General features: G+C 72.2%; 19 protein-coding genes. 15 read left to right on the forward strand and 4 right to left on the reverse strand.

Annotated features, from left to right (window positions below; genetic code table 11):
• Window positions 1–35 precede the first annotated feature (35 nt).
• From AOM00_RS13555 to dtd, 8 genes are all read left to right on the forward strand, one after another.
• Entirely contained in the window at window positions 36–476 is a 441-nt protein-coding gene (locus AOM00_RS13555; RefSeq protein WP_062518303.1) for a DUF4395 domain-containing protein, read from the forward strand.
• Window position 477: 1 nt separating this feature from the next.
• Window positions 478–834, forward strand: a complete 357-nt coding sequence (locus AOM00_RS13560; protein ID WP_062518304.1) for a DsrE family protein — start codon at window positions 478–480, stop codon at window positions 832–834.
• Between the two features lie 178 nt (window positions 835–1012).
• Window positions 1013–1603 carry a heme-binding beta-barrel domain-containing protein gene (locus tag AOM00_RS13565; protein WP_062518305.1) on the forward strand — a complete coding sequence of 197 codons (591 nt, stop codon included), beginning with the start codon at window positions 1013–1015 and terminating at the stop codon, window positions 1601–1603.
• 25 nt (window positions 1604–1628) lie between these two features.
• Window positions 1629–2765 (forward strand): CAF17-like 4Fe-4S cluster assembly/insertion protein YgfZ, encoded by a 1137-nt coding sequence (ygfZ, locus tag AOM00_RS13570; RefSeq protein WP_062518306.1) that lies wholly within the window; start codon window positions 1629–1631, stop codon window positions 2763–2765.
• Between the two features lie 264 nt (window positions 2766–3029).
• On the forward strand, window positions 3030–3290 hold the full coding sequence (locus AOM00_RS13575; RefSeq protein ID WP_062518307.1) for a type II toxin-antitoxin system Phd/YefM family antitoxin: 261 nt from the start codon (window positions 3030–3032) through the stop codon (window positions 3288–3290).
• 4 nt (window positions 3291–3294) lie between these two features.
• On the forward strand, window positions 3295–3726 hold the full coding sequence (locus tag AOM00_RS13580; protein WP_062518308.1) for a type II toxin-antitoxin system VapC family toxin: 432 nt from the start codon (window positions 3295–3297) through the stop codon (window positions 3724–3726).
• Between the two features lie 34 nt (window positions 3727–3760).
• On the forward strand, window positions 3761–4096 hold the full coding sequence (locus AOM00_RS13585) for a DUF2516 family protein (RefSeq protein ID WP_062518309.1): 336 nt from the start codon (window positions 3761–3763) through the stop codon (window positions 4094–4096).
• Window positions 4097–4103: 7 nt separating this feature from the next.
• Complete coding sequence (gene dtd, locus AOM00_RS13590) at window positions 4104–4529, forward strand: D-aminoacyl-tRNA deacylase (RefSeq protein WP_062518310.1); 426 nt, start codon at window positions 4104–4106, stop codon at window positions 4527–4529.
• A 127-nt stretch (window positions 4530–4656) separates the two neighbouring features.
• Here dtd and AOM00_RS13595 read toward each other — a convergent pair whose 3' ends face one another.
• The 3 genes from AOM00_RS13595 to AOM00_RS13605 all read right to left on the reverse strand — a co-directional run bounded on the left by AOM00_RS13595 (window position 4657) and on the right by AOM00_RS13605 (window position 7458).
• Window positions 4657–5478: an ABC transporter permease gene (locus AOM00_RS13595; RefSeq protein WP_062518311.1), complete on the reverse strand. Its 822-nt coding sequence runs from the start codon at window positions 5476–5478 to the stop codon at window positions 4657–4659.
• The gene (locus AOM00_RS13600; RefSeq protein WP_062518312.1) at window positions 5475–6422 is read right to left on the reverse strand and encodes an ABC transporter ATP-binding protein; all 948 of its coding nucleotides are present in this window, start codon (window positions 6420–6422) and stop codon (window positions 5475–5477) included. The genes AOM00_RS13595 and AOM00_RS13600 overlap by 4 nt, the downstream gene beginning before the upstream one ends.
• A gap of 226 nt (window positions 6423–6648) precedes the next feature.
• A complete protein-coding gene (locus tag AOM00_RS13605) occupies window positions 6649–7458 on the reverse strand; it encodes a hypothetical protein (RefSeq protein WP_062518313.1) in 810 nt (269 codons plus the stop codon).
• 181 nt (window positions 7459–7639) lie between these two features.
• Between AOM00_RS13605 and AOM00_RS13610 the strand changes: the two genes are divergently transcribed.
• From AOM00_RS13610 to AOM00_RS13635, 6 genes are all read left to right on the forward strand, one after another.
• Entirely contained in the window at window positions 7640–8902 is a 1263-nt protein-coding gene (locus AOM00_RS13610) for a sensor histidine kinase (RefSeq protein ID WP_062518314.1), read from the forward strand.
• Window positions 8899–9594: a response regulator gene (locus AOM00_RS13615; RefSeq protein WP_062518315.1), complete on the forward strand. Its 696-nt coding sequence runs from the start codon at window positions 8899–8901 to the stop codon at window positions 9592–9594. The genes AOM00_RS13610 and AOM00_RS13615 overlap by 4 nt, the downstream gene beginning before the upstream one ends.
• 103 nt (window positions 9595–9697) lie before the next feature.
• On the forward strand, window positions 9698–10804 hold the full coding sequence (locus AOM00_RS13620; RefSeq protein ID WP_062518316.1) for a zinc metalloprotease: 1107 nt from the start codon (window positions 9698–9700) through the stop codon (window positions 10802–10804).
• A 186-nt stretch (window positions 10805–10990) separates the two neighbouring features.
• A complete protein-coding gene (locus AOM00_RS13625; RefSeq protein ID WP_062518317.1) occupies window positions 10991–13486 on the forward strand; it encodes an ATP-dependent Clp protease ATP-binding subunit in 2496 nt (831 codons plus the stop codon).
• Between the two features lie 258 nt (window positions 13487–13744).
• Window positions 13745–14677: a putative endonuclease domain-containing protein gene (locus AOM00_RS13630; RefSeq protein ID WP_156159185.1), complete on the forward strand. Its 933-nt coding sequence runs from the start codon at window positions 13745–13747 to the stop codon at window positions 14675–14677.
• 106 nt (window positions 14678–14783) lie between these two features.
• Window positions 14784–15797, forward strand: a complete 1014-nt coding sequence (locus AOM00_RS13635) for an aldo/keto reductase (protein WP_062518319.1) — start codon at window positions 14784–14786, stop codon at window positions 15795–15797.
• A gap of 65 nt (window positions 15798–15862) precedes the next feature.
• Here the strand turns inward: AOM00_RS13635 and AOM00_RS13640 are convergent, their stop codons facing one another.
• Window positions 15863–16786, reverse strand: a complete 924-nt coding sequence (locus AOM00_RS13640) for an HhH-GPD family protein (protein ID WP_174442344.1) — start codon at window positions 16784–16786, stop codon at window positions 15863–15865.
• 51 nt (window positions 16787–16837) lie between these two features.
• Here AOM00_RS13640 and AOM00_RS13645 point away from each other — a divergent pair, with 51 nt between their 5' ends.
• Complete coding sequence (locus AOM00_RS13645; RefSeq protein ID WP_062518321.1) at window positions 16838–17542, forward strand: hypothetical protein; 705 nt, start codon at window positions 16838–16840, stop codon at window positions 17540–17542.
• Window position 17543: the final 1 nt, after the last annotated feature.

A 17543-nucleotide genomic window follows, 5' to 3' on the forward strand; every position in this document is an offset into this window, starting at 1 on the left:
GCGACGCGCCTAGACTCCGGCCCAGGAGGCACACCATGAACGACATCCAGATCGACCCTCGGGGCCCGCGCTTCGGCGCGTTCTTCCAGCTCACGTTCTCGATCTCGGCGCTGCTGGTCGGCGCCAACACGGGCGGCATCGCCATCATGGCGGTGCTGCTGCTCCTCTTCATCCCGGGCGCGATCGTCGGCCCGCAGGCGACGTTCCAGTCGTGGGTCTTCAAGAAGGCGGTGCGGCCGCGCCTCGCCCCGCCCGCGGAGACCGAGTCCTTCCGCGCTCCGCGCTTCGCGCAGCAGATGGGCCTCACGTTCTCGATCCTCGCGGTCGGGACCGGGCTGCTCGGCTGGGACCTCGGCTTCCTCATCTTCACGGGGTTCGTGACGTTCGCCTCGTTCCTCAACAGCGTCTTCGACCTGTGCCTGGGATGCGAGATCTACCTCCTCTTCAAGCGCGCCACCACCCGAACGGCGGCCTGACATGGCCGCGCTCGTGGTGAAGGTCACGTGCGGGACGGAGCGCGTGGAGACGCTCATGCAGGCGTTCACCGTCGCCGCCACGGGGCTCGCATCCGGGCTCGAGGTGAGCGTCTGGCTCACGGGCGACGCGACGCTCCACGCGCTGCCCGGCACCGACGACGTGGTGATCCCCCACTCCCCGCCGCTGTCGCAGCTGCGGGATGCCGTCCTCGCCGGCGGCACGCTCACGGTCTGCGCGCAGTGCGCCCGCCGTCGCGAGCTGGAGGAGCCCGACCTGCTGCCCGGCGCCCGCATCGCGGGGGCCGCGGCCTTCGTCGCGGAGGCGACTGCCCCCGACGCGACCGCGCTCGTGTACTGACCCGGCGCATCGTCCGTCGCACCCGGCGCCGGCCGTGGCCCGGGACCTGCGTCCCGGCATAGACTCGGCGCATGACTGCACTCGACGTCACCTTCACGGTCCTCGCCGTCGCGGCGTTCGGCGCCACCACCTGGGTCGCGGGCATCGTCGCCTTCCGCCTCGTGAAGGGCCCCAAGCGGTGACCTTCGTCATCCCGTCCGACCTCGCGCCGGAGGTCTACCCGCTCGCGTGGGTCGTGGGCACGTGGGAGGGCCACGGCGTCGTGGACTACCCCGGCATCGAGGCCGCCGACTTCCGCCAGCGCATCGTGTTCGACCACGACGGCGGCCCGTACCTCATCTACACCTCGACCATCACGCTCATGGGGCCGGACGGCGAGGAGGGCCAGGTCTGGTCGCAGGAGTCCGGGTACTGGCGCGTCGCTCCCAGCGCCCCCGAGGGCGTGGAGCTCAAGGACTTCCAGCATCCTCTCGAGGTGGTCATGGCCGATGCCTCCGGCCTGCTCACCGCCTACTTCGGCGCGGTTGGGAACGGCCGCATCGACCTCGCGACGCGCTTCGCCGCGGCGACCGAGTCCGGTCCCGACGTCCGGGGCGCGACCCGGATGTACGGCAACGTGGCCGGCGAGCTGATGTGGGCGTGGGACCTCGCGGCCTTCGGCCAGGAGCTCCAGTCGTACGCGAGCGCACGGCTCACCCGCGTCGACGGCCCCGCCGTGCCCGAGGACGCCGACGCTGTCGGCGGCTCGGACGACGACGCGGAATCCTGACCCGCCCTCGGTTCGTTCACCGGCCATGACCTCACCTCTCCTCACCCGTCACGGCGCCGTCGTGGGCCTCGGCGCCGATGCCGGCGTCGCCTGGCACTACGGCGACCCCACCGCCGAGCAGCGCGCGCTCGAGCAGGGCCGCGCGGTGGTCGACCAGTCCCACCTCGGCGTGGTCACGGTCACCGGTCCCGACCGGCTCACGTGGCTCGACTCGCTGTGCACGCAGCAGGTGGCGGGCCTCGCCCCGGGCGTGTCCGCCGAGCTCATGATCCTGTCCCCGCAGGGCAGGATCGAGCACGTCGCCGGGCTGGTGGACGACGGCACCACCGCATGGCTGGTCTCCGAGACCGCGCCCGCGCTCGCCGCGTTCCTGGACCGCATGCGCTTCATGCTGCGGGTCGAGGTGCACGATGCAACCGAGGACTGGGCGGCGATCGGCGAGGCCGTCGCGCGTCCGGCGGCCGAGGGCGAGCCGGTGACATGGGTGGACCCGTGGCCCGGCATCACCGCGGGCGGCACGTCCTACGCGGCAGATCCCGCGGCGCTCACCGATGCGGTGCGGCCCTGGCGCCTGGTGCTGATCCCGCGCGCATCGCTCGACGCGGAGATCGACGCGCGCCTCGAGTCCGGATGGATCCTTGCGGGCAGCTGGGCGACGGAGGCGCTGCGCATCGCCGCGCATCGTCCTCGCGCGGGCCTCGACGTCGACGACCACTCGCTGCCCCACGAGCTCGACTGGCTCCGCACCGCGGTGCACCTGCACAAGGGCTGCTACCGCGGTCAGGAGACGGTCGCGAAGGTCCACAACGTGGGCCGCCCCCCGCGCCGCCTCACCATGCTCCACCTCGACGGCTCGGGTCACTCGCTTCCCGAGCCCGGCGCGGCTGTGCTGGGACGCGACGACGCCGAGGTGGGACGGATCACGTCGGTCGCGCGCCACCACGAGCTTGGGCCCATCGCCCTCGCGATCCTCAAGCGCTCGGTGGACCCGTCGCTCACGCTGACCGTGCCCACCGACGGCGGCCCCGTGTCCGCCGCGCAGGAGCTGGTGGTCAACGCGGACGGGTTCTCCGCCGACAGGCCGCCCAAGCCGGGTCCCACCATGAAGGGGCTGCTCATGGGCAAGGGCTGCGCGGCCGACGGCGGCGACCTCCCCGCCTGACGCCCGCGCTCCCCGCCCCGCCCGGCCCCGCCCCGCCCCGCCCCGCGCCGCCCCGCGCGGAAGTGGTAGTCCTTGGTCGGATTCCGGAGGCTTCCGCCTCGCAGTGGTCGATGGTTGTCGCCCGCAGGGTCGCGGCGACAACCATCGACCACTGCGGTGCTGCGATCTGCCATGACCGACCATGGCGCACCACTTCGGGAAGGGTGCCGCCGATCGAGCGGGCGCCTCCGCCGCGGCAGCAGACCCCCGGGGTACGGTGGCCGGGTGGAGATCCCCATCAGCGACCTGGCGACGAGGCTGGACGAGGCCCTCGCGGCCGCGCGTGACGGCGAGGACGTGATCCTCACCGACGGCGGGCTCCCCGTCGCGAAGATCGGCCCCGTCGAGTCCACGGCCCTGCTCACGCGCCTGGCAGAGGAAGGTGTGATCGCCGTCCCCGCCGCCGACCGCGCCGTGCCCCGCCTGCCGCAGGCGGAGGCGGCCAAGGACGCGCTGTCCAGCCTGCTCGGCCGGCTGCGCAGGTAGCGCGATGGCGCTGGTCTACCTGGACACCTCCGCGCTGCTCAAGCTGTGCGTGCTCGAGACGGGGAGCGACCTGGCGGTCGCGCTGTGGGAGGCGGCCGATGCGCTGGTCACCTCCCGGTTGGCCGATGCCGAGGCGCGCTCGGTGCTCGCGTCCGCCGAGCGCATCGGGCGGATCGACGCCGCGCCGGCCGCGCAGGCGCGCGACCGCTGGTCCGAGCTGTGGCCGGGCCTCATCAAGGTCGAGGTGAGCCCCGCCGTGACCGAGCGCGCCGCCGCGCTGGTCGACCGCAGGCCGCTCCGTGCGGGCGACGCGATCCATCTCGCGAGCGCCCTCACGCTCAGCGAGACCGAGCTGGTCTTCGCCGCCTGGGACCGCCGCCTCGCTGCCGCCGCGCGCGCCGAAGGATTGCAGGTCCTGCCTCCTGCGTTAGCGTAGGAGCCCGTCCGCGCCGTCACACCCGGAGGTACCCATGTTCGGAGGCCTGCAGCAGCTGGTGCTGCTCGTCATCTCCATCGCCGCCTTCGGCGGTGCCGTCTACGGCCTCATCGATGCGGCGCGCTACCCCGACACGCAGTTCGTGGCCGCGGGGAAGCGCTCGAAGACCATGTGGCTCGTCATCCTGGGCCTCGCTGCCGTCTTCACCATCCCCGCTCCGCTGGGCGGCGTCATCGGCCTCGCGAGCATCTTCGGGCTCGCGTCGATCGTCGCGGTCATCATCTACTTCGTGGACGTGCGCCCGGCTCTGGGCCCGCGCCGTCCCGGCCAGTCGCGCGGATCCTCCGGCGGCACGCGCGGCGGCTGGTGAGCCGCGGGTGAAGGCTGTCCTCCAGCGTGCCTCGCGCGCCTCGGTGACCGTCGACGGCACCGTCACCGCCTCGTTCGACCGCCAGGGCATCGTGGCGCTCGTGGGCGTCACGCACGGCGACGGGCCCGAGCAGGTGCAGACCATCGCGCGCAAGATCGCGGAGCTGCGGATCCTCTCCGAGGAGAGGAGCGTGTCGGACGTCGACGCGCCCGTGATCGTGGTCTCGCAGTTCACGCTCTACGCGGATACCCGCAAGGGCCGCCGGCCGTCGTGGAACGGCGCCGCGCCCGGTCCCGTGGCCGAGCCGCTGGTCGAGTCCGTCGTGGCCGCGCTGCGCGCGCGGGGGCTGACCGTGGGGACCGGGGTGTTCGGCGCCCACATGGACGTCGAGCTGGTCAACGACGGTCCCATCACCATCCTGCTCGAGGCCTGAGCCGCCCGGCACCCGCCCCGCGCCCCCGCCCCGCACCCCCGCGGCGTGCAAGCGTTGTCACCGACGCGAAGTGCCCGTTCCGATGCGGGAACGGGCACTTCGCGTCGGGATCGACGATGCGGTCGGCTCACACGTCCCGAGTCCGCAGCACCGCCATCGCGGCCAGGAACGGCAGCACCGCCCACGCGATGAGGACCGCGAGCCCCGCCCCCGGTGTGAGGAAGATGGTGCCGGGGTCGATCGGATCGGTGTTGACGGCGGCGCTGGCCGCGACGCCGGGCAGGATGGCGCCGCACCAGTTGGCGATGTCGCTGGGCACGGAGAGCAGGATCCCGGGAAGGATCAGCTGCATCGCGACGATGGTGAAGATGGTGCCGACCGACGAGCGCAGCAGGACTCCGAGCGAGGCCGCGAGGACCGCGGTGACCACATAGCCGATGAGGCTGACCACCAGCACCTTCACCATCTCGGCGTTGCCGAAGTCGAGCGACGCCGCACCGGACAGCTTGTCCCCCAGCGCGAACCACGTGGCCACCGCTCCGACCACCGCGATCCCGAGCGCGAACAGCGACGCGATGGTCGCCTTGGCCGCGAGCACGGCTCCGCGCTTGGGCGTCGCGGTGAAGGTGTTGCGAGCCATGCCGGTGGTGAACTCCGAGGTGGTGAGCAGCGCACCCAGCACCGCGACCAGGATCAGCACGAAGTCGCTCGCGGTGAAGATCGCGTGCATCGCCGCGACCGCGCCCTCCGCAGGGTCGGTGACGGTCGTCTCGCCGGTGACGAGCACCGGGAGCCCGATGAACGCCAGCAGCGCGAAGCCCACGAGGATCCAGGTCGAGCGCAGGGTGCGTGCCTTGATCCACTCGGAGCGGACGGCACGGCCATACCCCGCGCGGTGGGTGACGACCTCGACGGACGGGGTCGTGTCGGTCGGTGTCGTGGCGCTCACTTGGCGGCCTCCTTCGTGGTGTCGGTGCTGCCGGTGGGCACTCCGGCGCGGTACTCGGTCTCCTCGGCGGTGAGGTGCATGTAGGCGTCCTCGAGGCTCGTGCTCTCGTCGCGGAGCTCCGCGAGCCACAGGCCGTTGTCGCGGGCGATGCGCCCGATCTCGCGGGCCTCGACGCCGGTCACGGAGATCCGCTCGCGGTGGTCGACGGCCTGCACCGTGCCGCCCGCGGCCGTGACGGCCTCGGCGAGCCTGCCCGCATCGGGCGACGTCACCAGGACGCCCTCGCGGGCGTGTGCCCGGACGAACTCCTGGAGCGGCGCGTCGGCGAGGATCCTGCCGCGGCCGATGATGATGACGTGGTCGGCGGTCTGCTGGACCTCGCTCATGAGGTGGCTCGACAGGAACACCGTGCGACCGTTCTCCGCGAGGCGACGCGCGAGCTGGCGCACCCACAGGACGCCGTCGGGGTCGAGGCCGTTGACGGGCTCGTCGAACATGACGATCTTCGGGTCGCCCAGCAGCGCGCCGGCGATGCCGAGGCGCTGGCCCATGCCGAGCGAGAAGTTCCCCGCCTTGCGCTTGGCGACCTGGCTGAGGCCCGTGAGCTCCAGCACCTCGTCGACGCGGCGGTCGGAGATGCCGTGCGTCGCCGCGAGCGCACGCAGGTGCTGGCGCGCCGAGCGGCGCGGGTGCACGCCCTTGGCGTCGATCAGCGCGCCGATCTCGCTCAGCGGCGTCACCAGCTTCGCGTACGGCTTGCCGTTGACGGTGACCTCGCCGGCCGTGGGGCTGTCGAGGCCGAGGATCATGCGCATCGTGGTCGACTTCCCGGCGCCGTTGGGGCCGAGGAAGCCGGTGACGATGCCCGGCTGGACGGTGAAGGTGACGTGGTCGACGGCGGTCTTGCTGCCGTACTTCTTGGTGAGGTCTCTCGCCTCGATCATCGTGTGCTGCCCTCCCGGCTCCGCGCGGCCGGCGGGGTGCGCGACCTGGGACCACCGTAACAACGTCACACCTGATAGGGGCAGGCTTCAGTCCCGTCAGGGACGGGTTTACCACGGACGCGGTACACGAGGACGATGCGCGATGGCGGTCCCGTACCGCGGACGCAGCAGGCGGGTGGCGCCCCCAGCGCGCCACCCGCCTGCCACGGCTCTCGCGGCGGACCGCCTAGGCGGTGGGCACCGCGAAGAACACGTCGTCCGCGAGCATGCCGGGCGTCACCCGGATCTCTCCGTCGACGGAGTCCGGCACCAGGAACGCGACACGGCCCTCGGCCGTCGCGCCGTTGTACAGCTCGCCGAGCGCGTCGAGCTCGGGCTCGATGCCGGAGGCCATCGCGTCGTAGGTCGCGATCACGGCGCCGTCGGCCGTGACGTAGTGGAGGCTGAGGCCCATGAGGCTGCCGCTGTCCTCACCCGTGTAGGTGGCCGCGACGTCGAACGCGATCCACCGGGTGCCCGGGGTCGGCTCGTCGTTGAACTCGTTCGCCGCGGCGACCTCGGCGTCCGCGTCCGCGGAGAAGCCGCCGAGCTCGATGGTCCAGTCGTCGTTCGCCACCACGTCGTCGAACGCGAACGGGTCCTCGCGCGTCCCCTCGGCGCCCGCATCGTCCCCGACCACCGTGGTCTCGCCGCCCCCGGCCTCCTCGAACGCGTCGGAGACCGCGTCGGCGGCGAGGCTGAGGAACACCACCACGCCGACGATGGTGCCGACGATGGACAGGATCACCGCGCCGATCGACGTGCCCTTGCGCTGTCCCTTGCGGGTCAACCCGACGATGCCGACCACGAAGGCCGCGGGGAGCAGCACCCAGCCGACGATGAGCGCGCCGGGGATGCATGCGAAGACCGCGCCGACGATGGCGAGGATGAGCGCGACGCGCCCGACGATGTTCTTGGCGCGTCCCTCGGTCTGGGCGCGGACGGTCTGCGGGGCGCCGGCGGGCGCCTCGGGCGGGGTGCTCTCGTGCTGGGTCATGATGTGTCCTCTCTGCTGAGGCGGCCTGGGCCGCCGCCCCCGTCGAGGGGCACGACCACCCTCGCGGCGCCGTCCCCTGCGGCGCATCGGCCATCCGGACAAGGCGGGATGGCCGTCCGGCCATCCGTCGCGACCGCGCGGCCGGTCCGCGGTGTCGGCACGCGCGCCTAAGGTGACGGGCATGGCCGTTCCTGCCTCGCCCCTGCCGCCCGCGCGCCGCTGGTGGCCGCGCGTGTGGGACGGGGCGTTGTTCGTCATCGGCTTCTTCGTCACCACCATCGCGATCACCAACGTCCCCGGCGTCCACGACGGCGACAGCCTCACCGATCTGGGGGTGGCCGTCTGGCTCCTCGCGATCGGCGCCTGGGTGACGGTGCTGTTCCGGCGCACCCGTCCGTGGCTGACCGCCGCCGCGGGGCTGGCGCTCGCCGGCATCGGCAGCGAGTACCTGCTCATGCTCATCGGGGTGTTCCACCTCATGCTCACCAGGCGCGGACGCGAACGCATCGCGATCGGTGCGGGAGCGGTGGTGGTAGTCGGGATGTACTGGGTGCGCGAGACGACCTCCGTGTGGGGCGGGGACGTGTTCGACCTCGACGACGGCTCAGGCGTGTCGCCCACCATGGCCAGCGCCGCGATCGCGCTGCTGAGCCTCGGGATCACGGCGGGCGCCACGGCGCTCGCGTTCAGCAGGCGCGCGACGGCGGATGCACGCGATCGCGCCGAGGCCGAGCATGCGCGTGCGGACCAGCTGGGAGACGAGGTCGCCCGCCAGGCCGAGCGCGAGGAGATCGCGCGCGAGATCCATGACGGCCTCACCAACCGGCTCGCGCTGCTCGCGATGATGGGCGGCAACCTCGAACGTGCCGTGAACCGCGGCGACGATGGCGCGGACGAGCTCGCACGGCAGCTGCGCACGCAGTCGCGCGAGGCGCTCGCGGACCTGCGCGGGCTGGTGCAGGACCTCCGGGCGGCGCCGGCCGACGTGCCGCCGCCGCGGGGCACGATGCGCGACATCCCGACGCTGATCGCCGATGCGCGTGCGGCCGGCACCGACATCCACGCGATCGTGCTGCTCGAGGACGCGGGCGAGGCTCCCGCGGCGCTCGGGGCCGCGGTCCATCGCACGGTCCAGGAGTCGATCACCAACGCCATCAAGCACGCTCCGGGCGCCGTCGTCTCACTCTACCTCGAGGCCGCTCCGGGCAGGGACGTGCGGCTCCGCATCACCAACCCGCTGGCCTCCGACGCGGGCGCGGGGACCCCGCGCGGTGCCGGGGTGGGGCTGCTCGGCATCGGCGAACGCGCGGCCGCGCTGGGCGGCACGGCATGGACCGGGGCCCACGACGACGAGTTCATCGTCGATGTCACCATCCCCTGGGCCGTGGCCCCGGAGGAGGCGCTTGCGGGCGTGTCGGAGCCGGACCCTACGCTGGAGCCATGACGGACCAGGCCGCTCCCAGGACCGACGCCGAGCCGACCACCGTGCTGGTGGTCGACGACGACCCCATGGTGCGCCAGCAGGTGCGGCTCGTGCTCGCGTCGAGCGCCGGCATCCACGTGCTGGGCGAGGCCGCGGACGGCGCCGCCGCCTTGCGGGAGGTCGAGCGGCTCTCCCCCCACGTGGTGCTCATGGACGTGAGCATGCCGACCATGAGCGGTGTCGAGGCGACCGCCGCCCTCGCGTCCCGGCGCAGCGCGACCGCCGTCATCGCGCTGACCGCGCTGGACCACGACGCGGTCCTGCTGCAGATGCTCGAGGCGGGCGCCCGCGGGTTCGTTCCCAAGGAGTACGCGGACGAGGACCTCGAGACCGCGATCTCGCGGGTCGCGCGCGGCGAGGGCTTCGTGTCGCCGCACTGCCAGCCCGCGCTGTTCCGGCACCTCACGGAACGCCAGGCGACGGATCACCGGGCCCGTGCGCAGGAGCGGCTCGCTCGGCTCACCGACCGCGAGCGCGCGGTCGCACGGCTCGTCGCGACGGGCGCTCAGAACGCCGCCATCGCCGCGGAGATCTTCGTGTCGCCGTCGACCGTGAAGAGCCACCTCGACGCGATCCGCACCAAGCTGGGCGTGGCGAGCCGCGAGGAGATCGCCGTGATCGTCGAGCGCGCGGGAGCGGGCCTGCCGGGCTGACGCGTCGCCGCGCGACCGCCCGGATGAAGGCGTTGTGGGAGTGCTCACACGCCACGCATAAGGCGGATTCCGCGGTCCCTGAGCGCCCCTACCCTCGGGCGCCATGTCCGTTCCGCGCCCCGGTGCCCTCCGCCGCACCCTCGTGCTCCTCGCGGCGTGGTCCGCGCTGACCGTCACCGCGGTCTCCTCGGCGCCGCCGGCGACGGCGGCATCGTCCGCCGCCGCGTCGCCCCGCGCGCACCGCGCGTACGTGGTGACCATCTCGGACCCGCGCGTCTCGGGTGACGTGTCGGCCGCGACCGCGACGCGCGTGACCCGCTCGGCCGCGTCCTACTGGACGTCGGAGTCGCGCGGCGCGATCACGAGCTTCGCGGTGAAGCAGACCCGGACGATGCGCATCTCCGGATCCTGCGGCCTGACCGCCGGGCAGCTGTGGTCCCGCGCCGCGAAGAAGTTCCCCGGCGTCGACTTCAGCGGGAAGGCGAACCACCTGGTGGTGTACAGCCCCACGGGGTGCCGCTACGGCTACAGCGGGCTCGCCGACGCCGGCACGGTGCACAGCGGCGGCAAGGTCCACATGGTCTACCCGCGGATGAACCTGGTGGCGCATGAGCTGGGCCACAACCTCGGGCTCATGCACAGCAACGTGCGGACGGGCAAGGGATCGTCGACGCGGACCTCGGAGTATTACGGGCTCTACGGCCCCATGGGGATCGGCATGGGAGCGCGATACGCACCGGGCGCGCTGGGCGCCGCGCAGCGAGCGTTCCTCAAGCTCCCCGGAGAGGCCCGCTCCACCGTGGCCCTCGACACCTCGACGGCGCAGACCCGGACCGTCACGCTCAAGCCGACTCACTGGCGCTCCGGGACGCGCGCCGTCCGCATCACGGACAAGAGGACCGGGATCTCCTACTACCTCGAGTACCGCAACGGTCGCGGAACCGACGACGCGACGTACTACGCAGCGAGCGGGCTCGGGCCGCTCACGGTCCAGTACCGCTCGGTGGTCTACCGCTCGGGCCTCCTCGCGACGCAGGCCAAGCGACGCGGCGGCGTCGAGGTGCTGTCGACCGGCCGCAGCGGGCGTTGGCACACCACGCACCGCCAGGGTCAGACGTTCTCGAGCTCCGGCGTGCCGTTCACCGCCACGGTGGTGTCGCAGACGGCGACCAGCATGAAGGTCCGCGTCTCCATCAAGCGCAGCGTCTGAGCACGCGACGGCCGCAGCCGGCCCGGACGTCCCGCGCCGTGCGCCGTGCATCGTCCCTCTCCAATCCCTTCACGCCCCTGGCGAACACGGGCATGAGGCGTGGGGGGCCGCGGTTAGCCTGGAAGCACCGTGGCGGGAGACTGCCGCGACCCCGGCCCCCGGCCGGACGAATCAAGGGAGGCTGACATGTTCGAACGGTTCACCGATCGAGCCCGTCGTGTTGTGGTGCTCGCGCAGGAAGAGGCGCGGATGCTCAACCACAACTACATCGGTACCGAGCACATCCTGCTCGGCCTGGTGCGCGAGGGCGAAGGCGTGGCCGCGAAGGCCCTCGAGGCGATGGACATCTCCCTCAACGGCGTCCGCGAGCAGGTGCAGGAGATCATCGGCGAGGGCTCGCACGCCCCGTCCGGTCACATCCCCTTCACGCCCCGCGCGAAGAAGGTCCTCGAGCTGTCGCTGCGCGAGGCGCTGCAGCTGGGCCACAACTACATCGGCACCGAGCACATCCTGCTGGGTCTCATCCGCGAGGGTGAGGGCGTGGCGGCGCAGGTGCTCGGCAAGCTGGGCGCGGACCTGGGCGGCGTGCGCCAGCAGGTCATCCAGCTGCTCTCGGGCTACGAGGGCAAGGAGCCCGTCACCTCGGGCGGCGGCCCGCAGGAGGGCACCCCGGCCGGCTCGACGGTCCTGGACCAGTTCGGCCGCAACTTCACGCAGGCCGCGCGCGAGGGCAAGCTCGACCCCGTGGTGGGCCGCGAGCTCATCATGGAGCGCGTGATGCAGGTGCTGTCGCGCCGCACCAAGAACAACCCCGTGCTGATCGGCGAGCCCGGCGTCGGCAAGACCGCCGTGGTCGAGGGCCTGGCCCAGGCGATCGTGCGCGGCGACGTGCCCGAGACGCTCAAGGACAAGCACCTCTACACGCTCGACCTCGGCTCGCTGGTCGCGGGCTCCCGCTACCGCGGCGACTTCGAGGAGCGCCTCAAGAAGGTGCTCAAGGAGATCCGCACGCGCGGCGACATCATCCTGTTCATCGACGAGATCCACACGCTCGTGGGTGCTGGCGCGGCCGAGGGCGCGATCGACGCCGCGTCGATCCTCAAGCCGATGCTCGCGCGCGGCGAGCTGCAGACCATCGGCGCGACCACGCTCGACGAGTACCGCAAGCATGTGGAGAAGGACCCCGCGCTCGAGCGCCGCTTCCAGCCCATCCAGGTGCCGGAGCCGGAGCTCGCGCACGCGATCGAGATCCTCAAGGGCCTGCGCGACCGGTACGAGGCGTTCCACCGCGTCACCATCACGGACGACGCGATCGTGGCCGCCGCGACCATGGCCGACCGCTACATCTCGGACCGCTTCCTGCCGGACAAGGCGATCGACCTCATCGACGAGGCGGGCGCGCGCCTGCGCATCCGCCGCATGACGTCCCCGCCCGAGCTCAAGGAGCTGGACGACAAGATCGCGGGCGTGCGCCGCGACAAGGAGTCCGCGATCGACGAGCAGGACTTCGAGAAGGCCGCGTCCCTGCGTGACGTCGAGCGCCGCCTCTCCGAGGAGCGCGCGCGCAAGGAGGAGGCCTGGAAGTCGGGCGACCTCGACGTCGCCGCCGTGGTGGACGAGGACCTGATCGCCGAGGTGCTCTCGATGTCGACCGGCGTGCCCGTCACGCGCGTGTCGTCCGACGAGTCCTCGCGGCTGCTCCACATGGAGGCCGAGCTCCACAAGCGCATCATCGGCCAGGAGCAGGCCATCAAGGTCCTGTCGCAGTCGATCCGCCGCACCCGTGCCGGGCTCAAGGACCCGAAGCGCCCCGGTGGCTCGTTCATCTTCGCCGGCCCGACCGGTGTGGGTAAGACCGAGCTCGCCAAGGCGCTCGCGGAGTTCCTCTTCGGCGACGAGGACGCGCTCATCTCGCTCGACATGTCGGAGTACGGCGAGAAGCACACGGTGGCCCGCCTCTTCGGTGCGCCCCCCGGCTACGTCGGCTTCGAGGAGGGCGGCCAGCTCACCGAGAAGGTGCGCCGCAAGCCGTTCTCCGTGGTGCTGTTCGACGAGGTCGAGAAGGCCCACCCGGACATCTTCAACTCGCTGCTCCAGATCCTGGAGGACGGCAAGCTGACCGATGCCCAGGGCCGCGAGGTCAACTTCAAGAACACCATCATCATCATGACCACCAACCTCGGTGCGGACGCGATCTCGCGTCGTCAGGCGACGGGCTTCTCGGCGATCGTCGAGGGCGGCCAGACGTACGACGACATGGTGAAGCTGGTGAACGGCAAGCTCAAGGAGCACTTCAAGCCGGAGTTCCTCAACCGCGTCGACAACGTGGTGGTGTTCCCGCAGCTCACGCAGAACGAGATCATCCAGATCGTGGACCTCATGGTCGCCCGCCTCGACGAGCGCATGAAGGACAAGGACATGGGCATCGAGCTCACGACCGCCGCGAAGGAGCTGCTCGCCGAGAAGGGCTACGACCCCGTGCTGGGTGCGCGACCGCTGCGCCGCGCCCTGCAGCGCGAGATCGAGGACCCGCTGTCGGAGAAGATCCTCTTCGGCGAGGTCACCTCGGGACAGATCATCCGCGTGGACGCGCAGGGCGAGGGCATCCTCGGCGAGTTCACGTTCGAGGGCATCGACCGCGACTCCGTGGTCGACGAACCGATCGCCTCGGACGCCGAGTAAGGCTCACGGAAGGGGCCCGGGACCGCAAGGTTCCGGGCCCCTTCCGTGTCCCCGCCCGCCCACCCCGCCCGCCCCGCCGGGCAAGCGTTTACCCCGTGGGAGAGTGCACGATGTGCGCCGAGACCGGGCACTTTCGACCGGGATTGACCGTCGCGGCGACGAGGTCGGCGCGGTCCCCGGCCCCGTCCGGCGGGCTCCCCTCCACCGCGCGAGCCGAGGTGGCCGGGTCCGGCAGGACCGGTGCGCGACCGTGCTGCCATGGCTCCGACGGTTCAGGAACCAAGGCTTGCGCGGTTCCTCGCGGACCTGGCCGTGAGCGGCGGAGTGGTGCGCCGGGATCGCGCTCTCGTCGCTGTCGGCCGCCGAGGGCTCGACAGCCTCGTGCGGGACGGACGGCTGGCTCGCGTCGCCGCAGGCCTCTACCTCCATCACGCGCTCGCAGCGGACCACGAGGTCCGGTGTCGCGCCGTGTCGGTATGGGGCAAGGGCGCCGTGGTGATCGCCGGCGCCTCGGCTCTGCACCTCCTGGACGGAAGGTATCCGGAGCCGGCCAGGATCGCCGCTGCGGCACCGTCCGATCGCCACCGATTCGCCCAGGCATGGGCGCAGGTCACCCTCGGCGGCACGCCTCCGCTCCGGAGGATCGTGCGCGGGATCCCCGTGATGCTGCCGGGCGACGCCGTGATCGACGCATGGTGCCGGGCCTCTCCGCACGAGCGCAAGGGCGTGGTCTACGAGGCGCTCTGGCTTGGCCTGTGCTCCGCGCACGCTCTCGAGGAGGGTGCGGCCCGTCGCCACCGCGTCGCGCAGCGCCAGGTGCTCGATCGCATCCTCCGCGACTTCCGCAACGGCGCCACGTCGCCCACGGAGGTGATGGCGAGGCGCGACGTCTTCCGGGGTCCGCGCTTCGCCGAGCTGGAGTGGCAGGTTCCGATGCAGGTGCGGGGCCGCGCGCGACACGCGGATGCGCTGCACCGACGCGCCCGCGTGGTGATCGAGCTCGACGGGGACAGGTACCACTCGACGTGGAAGCAACGCGCGGCCGACCGCGAGCGTGACGCAGACTTCGCCTTCGCGGGCTGGCTGGCCGTCCGCCTCGGGTACGCCGACCTCCGCGATCGCCCGGGATGGTGCCGCGCCACGGTCGCGGGCATCATCGCCTCGCGCCTCGCCGTGCCGCATCACCGTTGATCGCATGCGGGCGTCAAGCCCGCGCCGAAGTGCCCGCTTTCGCGCCGCATCGTGCACTCTCATGCGGGGTCAACGCTTGCATGCGGGGAGAGCCTAGGCTGACGGCATGACCCACGACCCGTATGTGGCCAGCGACGCCCGCTACGAGACCATGCCTTTCGCCCGCTCCGGGCGCTCGGGGCTCCGCCTGCCGAGGATCAGCCTCGGGCTGTGGCAGAACTTCGGCGGGCACCATCCGCTCGACAACCAGCGCGCGATCCTGCTCGCGGCGTTCGACATGGGGATCACCCACTTCGACCTCGCGAACAACTACGGTCCGCCGCCGGGCAGCGCCGAGGAGAACTTCGGCGGCTTCCTCGCGCGCGACCTCAAGCCGTACCGCGACGAGCTGATCATCAGCACCAAGGCCGGCTACTCGATGTGGCCCGGCCCCTACGGCGACTGGGGCTCGCGCAAGTACCTGCTCAGCAGCCTCGACGCCTCGCTCACCCGCATGGGCATCGACTACGTGGACGTGTTCTACCACCACCGTCCCGACCCGGAGACGCCCATCGAGGAGTCGATGATGGCGCTGGACCAGGCGGTGCGCTCGGGCAAGGCGCTCTACGCGGGCATCTCCAACTACGGCCCCGCGGAGACCGAGGGGGCTGCGCGCATCCTGAGGGAGCTGGGCACGCCGCTGCTCATCCACCAGTTCAAGTACTCGATGTACGAGCGCACCGCGGAGGACGGCCTCCTCGATGCCCTGGATGCGGTGGGCGCCGGCTCGATCGTGTTCTCCCCGCTCGCGCAGGGCATGCTGACCGACCGGTACCTCAAGGGCATCCCCGAGGGGTCGCGGATCACGCACTCGCAGTTCCTGCATGAGAACCAGCTCACCGAGACCTACCTCGAGCGCACGCGTGCGCTCAACGAGATCGCGGCGGGTCGCGGGCAGAGCCTCGCGCAGCTCGCGCTGCAGTGGGTCCTCCGCGGCGGCCGGGTCACGTCCGCGCTCGTGGGCGCCTCCTCCGTCGCACAGCTCGAGGCCAACGTCGCGGCGCTCGACTTCCCCGAGCTCACCGACGAGGAGATCGCGGCGATCGAGCCGCACGCGGTCCACGGCACGTACTACGCCTGACCCACGTCGCCGCAGGACACGAAGGGCGCGAGGGACGGGACGCCGGGCTGCCGAGGCATGCGCCGCTAGAGCGAGCAGCGTCCCGTCGCCTCGTCACGGGTCACCAGGCCGTCCGCGATCAACCCGTCGAGGCACCGGTCGAGCTGCCCCGGCTCCACGTCGGCCAGCGCCGCGTGCCCGCTCACGTTCACCCCGGACGATGCGGCTCGCAGCAGCGCCATGATCCGACCACGGACCTGACGGTCCGTGCCGTGCCACGGCTGCGTGCGTCGCGGCGCGGCCTCGAGACCTCGGCAGCCGTCCGCGAACCACGCGCAGGACCGGGCGAGCGGGCACTCGTCGCAGCGTGCGACGCGCGCGGTGCACACCAGGGCTCCCAGCTCCATCGAGGCCGCGGCCCACTCCGCGGCGGCCTCATCGTCCTCGGGCATCAGCGACGCCGCGAGCTCGCGTTCCCGCACGGTCTGGTGCGCCGCCGGCAGAGGCTCGCCGCTCCATGCGCGCCCGATGACGCGGCGCACGTTGGTGTCGAGCACGAGCGCCCGCCTCTGGAACGCGAACGACATGACGGCGGCCGCCGTGTAGTCCCCTACCCCGGGCAGCCCGCGAAGCTCCTCGAGGGAGCTCGGCACCGAGCCGTCGTGACGCTCGACCAGCGCCACCGCGCACTCCCACAGGCGCTTCGCGCGCCGCGGATACCCGAGGCGACCCCAGGCGCGCACCGCATCGGCCTGCGTCGCGGCGGCGAGCGCGCCGGGCGTGGGCCAGCGGGACATCCACTCGTGCCACACCGGCTCGACGCGGACCACCGGCGTCTGCTGGAGCATGACCTCGCTCACCAGGACGCCCCACGGCGACGTGCGGCCGTCGCGCCACGGGAGGTCGCGCCCGGCCTCACGGAACCACGCTCGCACCGCGTCGACGCGTGCGGGGGTCTCGGTCGTCGCAGGCACGGCGGCATTTCTGGGGACGGTCGGCACGCCTTCCATCATCCCAGCGCATGCGGCCCCTACCGTGGATGCGGATCGGAGGTGGCTGCCATGAAGGGTCTGCGCGAGCCCGTGGGCGAGCATCCTGCCGAGGTGTACTGGCGACGCAGGATCGTGCTCGTGGTCGCGATCGTGGTCATCGTGCTGGTCGGCAGGCTCATCTGGAGCGCGGTCGCCTCGGGCTCGGAGCCCGGCACGGACGACGCGGGCGGATCCGAGCCCACCGTGACCGAGACCGCTGACGCTCCCGCGGACGATGCCGCGGGCGACGAGGGCGACGACGGCGCCACCGTCACCGAGGTGGCGGACCAGTCCGGCGCCAGCGCGGAGCCGACCGTCGACGCGGAGGAGCCCGCCGCCGCGATCGGGGCCTGCGAGCAGGGCGACATCTCCGTGGCGCTGGGCGAGACGGCGCGCGTGGGGGCGGAGGCGGTCGCGTTCGACGTCACGCTCACGCAGACGGGCGACGAGGCGTGCCTCCTCGATGCCTCGACCGGCAAGAGCTCGCTGCTCATCACGTCGGGCGACACGCGCATCTGGTCGTCGTCCGACTGCAAGGCCACCGCGACGCTCGCGGACAAGGAGTGGCTGCTCGACTCCGGCAAGTCCAAGACCTTCGAGGTCTCGTGGCCGCGCGAGTGGAGCTCCGAGGGCTGCGGCACACCCAGCAACCGGGCACCGCAGCCGGGCACCTACTGGGCGCAGCTCACCTTCCAGGGTCAGACGGCGGAGCGCATCCCGTTCGTGCTGTCCTGAC

Origin of the sequence: Demequina gelatinilytica (assembly GCF_000971115.1) — a bacterium.
Lineage (GTDB): Bacteria > Actinomycetota > Actinomycetes > Actinomycetales > Demequinaceae > Demequina > Demequina gelatinilytica.

What these genes read in the sequence shown, in the direction of transcription:
- AOM00_RS13630 (WP_156159185.1), top strand. Translation starts at nt 13,745, where the DNA reads ATGGCTCCGACGGTTCAGGAACCAAGGCTTGCGCGGTTCCTCGCGGAC.
- AOM00_RS13615 (WP_062518315.1), top strand. Translation starts at nt 8,899, where the DNA reads ATGACGGACCAGGCCGCTCCCAGGACCGACGCCGAGCCGACCACCGTG.
- AOM00_RS13585 (WP_062518309.1), top strand. Translation starts at nt 3,761, where the DNA reads ATGTTCGGAGGCCTGCAGCAGCTGGTGCTGCTCGTCATCTCCATCGCC.
- AOM00_RS13600 (WP_062518312.1), bottom strand. Translation starts at nt 6,422, where the DNA reads ATGATCGAGGCGAGAGACCTCACCAAGAAGTACGGCAGCAAGACCGCC.
- AOM00_RS13555 (WP_062518303.1), top strand. Translation starts at nt 36, where the DNA reads ATGAACGACATCCAGATCGACCCTCGGGGCCCGCGCTTCGGCGCGTTC.
- AOM00_RS13605 (WP_062518313.1), bottom strand. Translation starts at nt 7,458, where the DNA reads ATGACCCAGCACGAGAGCACCCCGCCCGAGGCGCCCGCCGGCGCCCCG.
- AOM00_RS13625 (WP_062518317.1), top strand. Translation starts at nt 10,991, where the DNA reads ATGTTCGAACGGTTCACCGATCGAGCCCGTCGTGTTGTGGTGCTCGCG.
- ygfZ (WP_062518306.1), top strand. Translation starts at nt 1,629, where the DNA reads ATGACCTCACCTCTCCTCACCCGTCACGGCGCCGTCGTGGGCCTCGGC.
- AOM00_RS13640 (WP_174442344.1), bottom strand. Translation starts at nt 16,786, where the DNA reads ATGGAAGGCGTGCCGACCGTCCCCAGAAATGCCGCCGTGCCTGCGACG.
- AOM00_RS13635 (WP_062518319.1), top strand. Translation starts at nt 14,784, where the DNA reads ATGACCCACGACCCGTATGTGGCCAGCGACGCCCGCTACGAGACCATG.
- AOM00_RS13560 (WP_062518304.1), top strand. Translation starts at nt 478, where the DNA reads ATGGCCGCGCTCGTGGTGAAGGTCACGTGCGGGACGGAGCGCGTGGAG.
- AOM00_RS13645 (WP_062518321.1), top strand. Translation starts at nt 16,838, where the DNA reads ATGAAGGGTCTGCGCGAGCCCGTGGGCGAGCATCCTGCCGAGGTGTAC.
- AOM00_RS13610 (WP_062518314.1), top strand. Translation starts at nt 7,640, where the DNA reads ATGGCCGTTCCTGCCTCGCCCCTGCCGCCCGCGCGCCGCTGGTGGCCG.
- AOM00_RS13580 (WP_062518308.1), top strand. Translation starts at nt 3,295, where the DNA reads ATGGCGCTGGTCTACCTGGACACCTCCGCGCTGCTCAAGCTGTGCGTG.
- AOM00_RS13620 (WP_062518316.1), top strand. Translation starts at nt 9,698, where the DNA reads ATGTCCGTTCCGCGCCCCGGTGCCCTCCGCCGCACCCTCGTGCTCCTC.